6 protein-coding genes are annotated in these 6,063 nt (G+C 51.3%); all 6 read left to right on the top strand.

Features of this window, described 5'->3' with window-relative positions; genetic code table 11:
* On the top strand, nucleotides 1–930 hold a 930-nt coding region (locus ABYT30_RS03590), incomplete at its 5' end, for an OB-fold nucleic acid binding domain-containing protein (RefSeq protein WP_373095244.1).
* A gap of 84 nt (nucleotides 931–1,014) precedes the next feature.
* A complete protein-coding gene (locus tag ABYT30_RS03585) occupies nucleotides 1,015–1,965 on the top strand; it encodes an acetyl-CoA carboxylase carboxyltransferase subunit alpha (RefSeq protein ID WP_373083259.1) in 951 nt (316 codons plus the stop codon).
* 43 nt (nucleotides 1,966–2,008) lie between these two features.
* A complete protein-coding gene (gene tilS, locus ABYT30_RS03580) occupies nucleotides 2,009–3,337 on the top strand; it encodes a tRNA lysidine(34) synthetase TilS (RefSeq protein ID WP_373095241.1) in 1,329 nt (442 codons plus the stop codon).
* Nucleotides 3,338–3,384: 47 nt separating this feature from the next.
* Nucleotides 3,385–4,197 (top strand): tRNA (cytosine(32)/uridine(32)-2'-O)-methyltransferase TrmJ, encoded by an 813-nt coding sequence (gene trmJ / locus ABYT30_RS03575; protein ID WP_373095239.1) that lies wholly within the window; start codon nucleotides 3,385–3,387, stop codon nucleotides 4,195–4,197.
* 111 nt (nucleotides 4,198–4,308) lie between these two features.
* The gene (locus tag ABYT30_RS03570) at nucleotides 4,309–4,785 is read left to right on the top strand and encodes a Fe-S cluster assembly transcription factor (RefSeq protein WP_040803085.1); all 477 of its coding nucleotides are present in this window, start codon (nucleotides 4,309–4,311) and stop codon (nucleotides 4,783–4,785) included.
* 48 nt (nucleotides 4,786–4,833) lie between these two features.
* The gene (locus tag ABYT30_RS03565; RefSeq protein WP_373095236.1) at nucleotides 4,834–6,048 is read left to right on the top strand and encodes an IscS subfamily cysteine desulfurase; all 1,215 of its coding nucleotides are present in this window, start codon (nucleotides 4,834–4,836) and stop codon (nucleotides 6,046–6,048) included.
* Nucleotides 6,049–6,063 lie beyond the last annotated feature (15 nt).

Genomic DNA, 6,063 nt, shown 5'->3' with positions numbered 1-6,063 from the left:
GCCCGCAATAGTGGTGGCCCGTTTAAAAATCTCTTTGAATTTTGCGAGCGCACTGATCCGCGTAAGGTAAATAAACGCGCGATTGAGGCACTGATTCGCTCCGGCGCTTTCGACGATCTTGGCGAGGATCGAGCGGTACTAATGGCGGCGATGCCTGACGCAGTTCAAGGTGCGGAGCAGGCGGCCAAAAATGTCGAAAGCGGCATGATGGATTTGTTTGGCGGCAGCCTTGCCGTTGAAGATGAAGCGGGTGATGTCTACGCGAGCTTTAAAAACGTAAGGCGTTGGACGACCAAAGAGCGCTTACTCGGCGAGAAAGAAACGCTTGGACTATATGTTACTGGCCACCCAATCGATGATTACGAAACCGAGTTGCGGCGCTTTGTTCCTAAGAAGATAGTTGATCTCAATCCAGAAAAGCATCCGCAAACTATCGCTGGTTTGGTGATGAGCATGCGCACCATGAAAAACAAGCGCGGCGACACGATGGCGTTTGTGCTACTTGATGACCGCAGTGCGCGAATCGAAGTGGCTTTATTCAGTGACGCTTACGATGAGTGTCGGGAAAAATTGATAAAAGACACGGTAATCGTAGTTGAAGGGGTGTGTAGCAACGACGAGTATAGCGGTGGCAAAAAAATGCGGGTGAAGGCAGTGCGCAGCATTGCCGAGGCGCGAGACCAGCATGCGCGTGAGCTGCAGCTTTCAGTTAGCGCCGAACACATAAGCGAGGAGGCTATTGCTCGCTTAAAAGGGGCATTAGGGGTCGCTAAGGGCGGTCGCTGCCCAGTCGTGATAAATTATCAGCGGCCAGAAGGAAGTGGTAAAATTCGTCTCGGCGACAATTGGCGGATACTGCCAAATGATGAGTTATTACTGCGCTTAGGCGAAGAGTGTGGCGCAAATAACGTGGTCATCAATTACGATTAACGTATAATCAACATATTGAATGGGCCTATTTATCACAGTGGTGGTGTAGGTTTTCACTGACGACAACAAGTGAATAAGTGAGCGATGAATCCCAATTATCTTGATTTTGAACAACCCATTGCGGAGCTGGAAGCCAAGATTGAAGAGCTTCAGCTAGTCGGTAGCGATAATGACCTGAATATTGGTGAAGAAATCACTAAGCTTCGGGAAAAAAGCAGTAAATTAACCGAAAAGATTTTTTCTAATCTCACGCCATGGAACGTTGTTAAAATAGCCCGGCACCCTATGCGTCCCTATGCATTGGATTATATTCGCCGGATTTTTACTGATTTTGATGAGTTACATGGCGATCGGCACTTTGGTGATGATACTGCCATTGTCGGCGGTATCGGCAAGCTCAGTGGTATGCCTGTTATGGTGATCGGTCAAGAAAAAGGCCGTGGCGTTACTGAAAAAGTAAAGCGCAATTTCGGTATGCCCAAGCCAGAGGGCTATCGCAAGGCGTTGCGCCTAATGTTATTGGCTGAGCGCTATAAATTACCTATCGTGACCTTGATTGACACGCCGGGCGCATATCCCGGTATTGATAGTGAAGAGCGCGGTATCAGCGAGGCCATAGCTCAGAACCTCGCTGTGATGTCACGCTTGAAAACCCCCATCGTTTGTGTCGTTATTGGTGAGGGCAGCTCGGGCGGTGCCTTGGGTATTGGGGTGGGTGATCATATCGCGATGCTGCAATACTCTACGTATTTTGTTATTTCCCCAGAAGGCTGCGCGAATATTATTTGGAAGAGCACTGAGTTTGCGCCCGATGCTGCTGAGGCTATGGGTTTGACGTCGACGATTCTAGAGGAGCTGGGCATTGTCGATGCGACTATTCCGGAGCCTCGGGGTGGCGCGCATCGCGATATCGACAGTAGTGCGGAGCGCGTGCGAGAACACGTGCTTGAGCAAATCAAGCGTCTTCAGGCCCTGCCGGAAAAAGAGCTATTAGATACTCGTTATGAGCGTTTAATGGCTTACGGCATGAGCTAATTCCCGAACGTGTAAGATCTGGGTTTACCAAGGGGCAATCACGATGACCGATGTATTGTCCCTTGTTCGTCAAGCCTTAGCACCATTTCTGGTGCGTCAAAAATGGTGGCTTGCCTTTAGTGGCGGCCTTGACTCTCAAGTTCTACTGCACTTGCTGTGGCGGCTTCGCGAAGAGGCGCACGCGGCTAAGGCGCCGTTTCCCGCATTATACGCAATTCATATCAATCATCAGCTTCAGTTGCCGGCCAGCGAATGGGTAGCACACTGCCAGCGTCAGTGCGACGCTTACGCAATTCCTCTTGTTGTGCGGGTGGTTGATGTTGCGGACGTTGGTCGCGGTGTCGAAGCAGCGGCTCGGGATGCGCGATACCACGAGTTCGCTGAGGTTTTGGCCGGCGGCGACGTCCTTTTTTTGGCGCATCACCTTGATGACCAGGCGGAGACCTTGTTGCTGCGTTTACTGCGTGGCGCTGGCGTTACTGGTTTGGCGGCCATGCCGTCTAATCGGCGCCTCGGTGCTGGTGAATTGTTTCGGCCGCTTATGGGTGTCGCTCGCTCAAGTCTAGAGGCCTACGCTGAGGAGTATCAGCTGAGCTGGGTAGAAGACCCCAGTAATACCGACACGCATTACAGACGAAATTTTTTACGCCAACGGATCATGCCGCTACTGGCTGAGCATTGGCCGGACTATCGGGCTGGTTTTGGGCGTGCGGCTCGCTTGCAAGCTGACGCGGCGCAGCTTTTAGACGAATATATTGGCGCGGACCTGCTTGCGCTTATTGACGATAACGCGTCTCTGGATTTGAGATCCTTGGCTAAGCTATCAGAGATACGTCAGCGCGCGATACTGCGTCAGTTTATTATCCAAGGCAGTGGCTTGGCGCTTTCGTCGGCACAGCTCGATACAATTGTTCGTCAGTTTAGCGCCGCGCGCAGTGATAGCCGGCCGGAATTTCGCTTGGCAGGTGGCGGGGTGTTGCGGGCATACCGGCAGCGCTTATTTTGCGAGCGGGTATTGCAAGGGCTTGCGCTGCAGGAGCGTGAGTGGCGAATCGAGCGGCGAATGGTTATCGCTGGTGTGGGTTGCTTAAGTGCTGAACCGGAAGGGGATTTTATGCCGCGCGGACCGCTTCAGATTCGATTTCGCAAGGGTGGAGAGCGTTGTCACTTGGTGGGTGAAAGCCATAGTAGATCGCTAAAAAAGTTACTGCAAGAATGGAAGATACCACCTTGGCAGCGTGAGACGTTGCCGTTGATATACTGCAATGGCGAATTGGCGGCAATTGCGGGTTTGGCAATTTGCGAAGGCTACCGTGCACAACTAGGGGAGTCCGGCTGGAATTTAAACTGGGAGCCGGAGGCGCTGACCTAGTCGCTGAGGTCTGTTAGAATGCGCGGCTTGTAAAAAGAGCGCTGGCCATGACTACTGTAGAGCAACCCCCCGTCAATCCCTTGGATAATATTCGCATTGTTCTGGTGAACACATCTCATCCGGGTAATATCGGCGCGGTTGCTCGCGCCATGAAAAATATGTGTCTAAATCAGCTCTATTTGGTAGAGCCCCGTAAATATCCCCACGACGAGGCCACGTGGCGAGCGGCCAGTGCTGATGACGTGCTGAATGCCGCGGTGGTATGCGAGACCTTGGATGAGGCGATTGCCGACTGTCAGTTGGTGATAGGTACCAGTGCCCGTGAGCGCACGGTACCATGGCCGCTGCTCGATCCGCGCCACTGTATTGAGCGCGGCTATGCCGAGGCGGCGGCGGGGCATAAAATCGCTTTGGTGTTTGGTCGCGAAGATCGCGGTTTAACGAATGAAGAGCTACAGCGCTGTAATTTACACGTGCATATTCCGGCAAACCCAGAATATAGTTCCCTCAATATTGCGATGGCGGTTCAGGTTTTAACCTACGAAGTCCGCATGCAGCATCTCAGCGGCGAGCTCAATAATAATGACATGGCTGACTGGGACGTGCCCGTGGCCGGTGCTCAAGATTTAGAGCGCTATTTAGTGCACCTCGAAGAGACGCTTCGTGATATTAATTTTTTGCGTCCCGAAGCGCCCAAAAAATTGATGACCCGCCTGCGCCGCCTATACCAGCGCACTCGTTTGGATGAAATGGAGGTGAATATCCTGCGCGGCATCCTTACATCTACCCAGTATTGGGTGCGAAAGGCTAAGGCAGAGCGGCCTGACGAACCTAACAGTGGTGTTGACTGGGTAGAGTGATTATAATTCGGGCTTCCCATCGTAATAAGTCCTACTAAAATCCTCGGCTATATAGTTGACCATTTTGCTCGGTTATTGCATAATTGCACCGTAGATTAAACGGGTGTAGCTATGCGATTGACGACAAAAGGACGCTATGCCGTTACAGCGATGCTGGATTTGGCGCTGTACGGCGACCGAGGTCCCATAAGTTTGGCAGACGTGTCCAGCCGACAAGATATATCTTTGTCCTACTTGGAGCAGCTGTTTGCCAAGTTGCGCCGCAAAGAGCTGGTTTCCAGTAGTCGTGGTCCAGGTGGCGGTTACCGTTTAAGCCGTCCTAGTGAAGAGATTTTCGTTGCCGATATTATCGATGCTGTCGACGAGCGGGTAGACGCCACCGGGTGTGCAGGCAGTAGTGACTGTCAAGATGGTCACACCTGTTTGACCCATAATTTGTGGACTGATTTAAGTGATCAGATCCACCATTTTTTAAGTGACATTAGTTTGGCCAGTTTGGTTGAGCGGCGCGATGTGCAATCAGTTTCGGCGCGTCAGTTACAAAAGGCGCGCAATGCGCAGTCAATTATCCTGACTGCGGTAGATTAGTTATTCGCTCGGTAGCGCTATAGTCGTACCGAGGTTTTGGAGAAGTATATGCAATTGCCGATTTATTTGGATTACTCTGCGACCACACCGGTTGATCCCCGTGTGGCCGAGAAAATGATGGCCTGTTTGACCACGACCGGTACCTTTGGTAATCCGGCGTCACGCTCGCATATGTTTGGCTGGAAGGCTGAAGAAGCAGTCGAGAATGCACGCCGCCAAGTGGCAGATCTGTTGAATGCTGACCCGCGTGAAATAGTGTGGACTTCTGGCGCGACAGAATCTAACAATCTGGCTATTAAAGGTGCTGCGCATTTTTACAGCAAAAAAGGTAAGCACATCATTACCTCTAAAATCGAGCATAAAGCCGTGCTTGATACCTGCCGCCAATTAGAGCGTGAGGGTTTTGAGGTTACTTATTTAGACCCAACTGATAAGGGCTTGATTACTGCCGAGGCAATTTCTGCGGCCCTGCGTGACGACACCGTATTGGTTAGTGTTATGCACGCCAACAATGAAATTGGCACGATCAACGATGTAGCTGCGATAGGTGAAGTATGTCGCGCTAACGGTGTGGTATTTCACGTTGATGCTGCGCAAACTGCCGGCAAAGTCGTTATTGATATGGCGACAATGAAAATTGACCTTCTGTCGATGTCAGCGCACAAAATGTACGGTCCTAAAGGTATCGGCGCACTGTATGTAAGTCGCAAGCCCCGTATTCGTCTAGAGGCGCAAATGCACGGCGGTGGTCATGAACGCGGTATGCGTTCAGGTACTTTGCCAACACACCAAATTGTGGGTATGGGCGAAGCCTGTGAACTCGGTCGCTTAGAAATGGCCAAAGATGCTGAACATGCCTTAGCCTTGCGCAACCAGTTTTGGGATGGCTTGAAGGACATGGAACAGGTGTTTGTAAACGGTGACTTTGAACAGCGTTTGCCAGGTAATCTAAATGTCAGTTTGGCTTTTGTTGAAGGCGAGTCATTGATCATGTCGTTGAAAGACTTGGCGGTGTCATCGGGTTCTGCGTGTACCTCAGCAAGTTTGGAGCCTTCTTATGTACTGCGGGCGCTGGGTTTGAATGACGAGCTGGCGCACAGCTCATTGCGCTTTTCCTTCGGTCGTTTTACCACGTCAGAGGAAGTGGATTACGCCATTAAGCAGGTGCGCGCTGCAGTTGAGAAATTACGAGAATTGTCGCCCTTGTGGGATATGTACCAAGACGGCGTCGATTTAGACAGTATTGTATGGGCAGCTCACTAAGCTGTTCCGATTGAG

It is taken from the genome of Zhongshania sp. (assembly GCF_041623545.1).
In the GTDB taxonomy this organism is placed as follows: domain Bacteria; phylum Pseudomonadota; class Gammaproteobacteria; order Pseudomonadales; family Spongiibacteraceae; genus Spongiibacter.
The sequence above is the reverse complement of the archived record's forward strand: the minus strand, read 5'-3'. Positions and strand labels throughout refer to the sequence as shown.

Coding starts and splice junctions, on each gene's coding strand:
- ABYT30_RS03565 (WP_373095236.1), top strand. CDS start 4,834: ATGCAATTGCCGATTTATTTGGATTACTCTGCGACCACACCGGTTGAT.
- ABYT30_RS03570 (WP_040803085.1), top strand. CDS start 4,309: ATGCGATTGACGACAAAAGGACGCTATGCCGTTACAGCGATGCTGGAT.
- trmJ (WP_373095239.1), top strand. CDS start 3,385: ATGACTACTGTAGAGCAACCCCCCGTCAATCCCTTGGATAATATTCGC.
- tilS (WP_373095241.1), top strand. CDS start 2,009: ATGACCGATGTATTGTCCCTTGTTCGTCAAGCCTTAGCACCATTTCTG.
- ABYT30_RS03585 (WP_373083259.1), top strand. CDS start 1,015: ATGAATCCCAATTATCTTGATTTTGAACAACCCATTGCGGAGCTGGAA.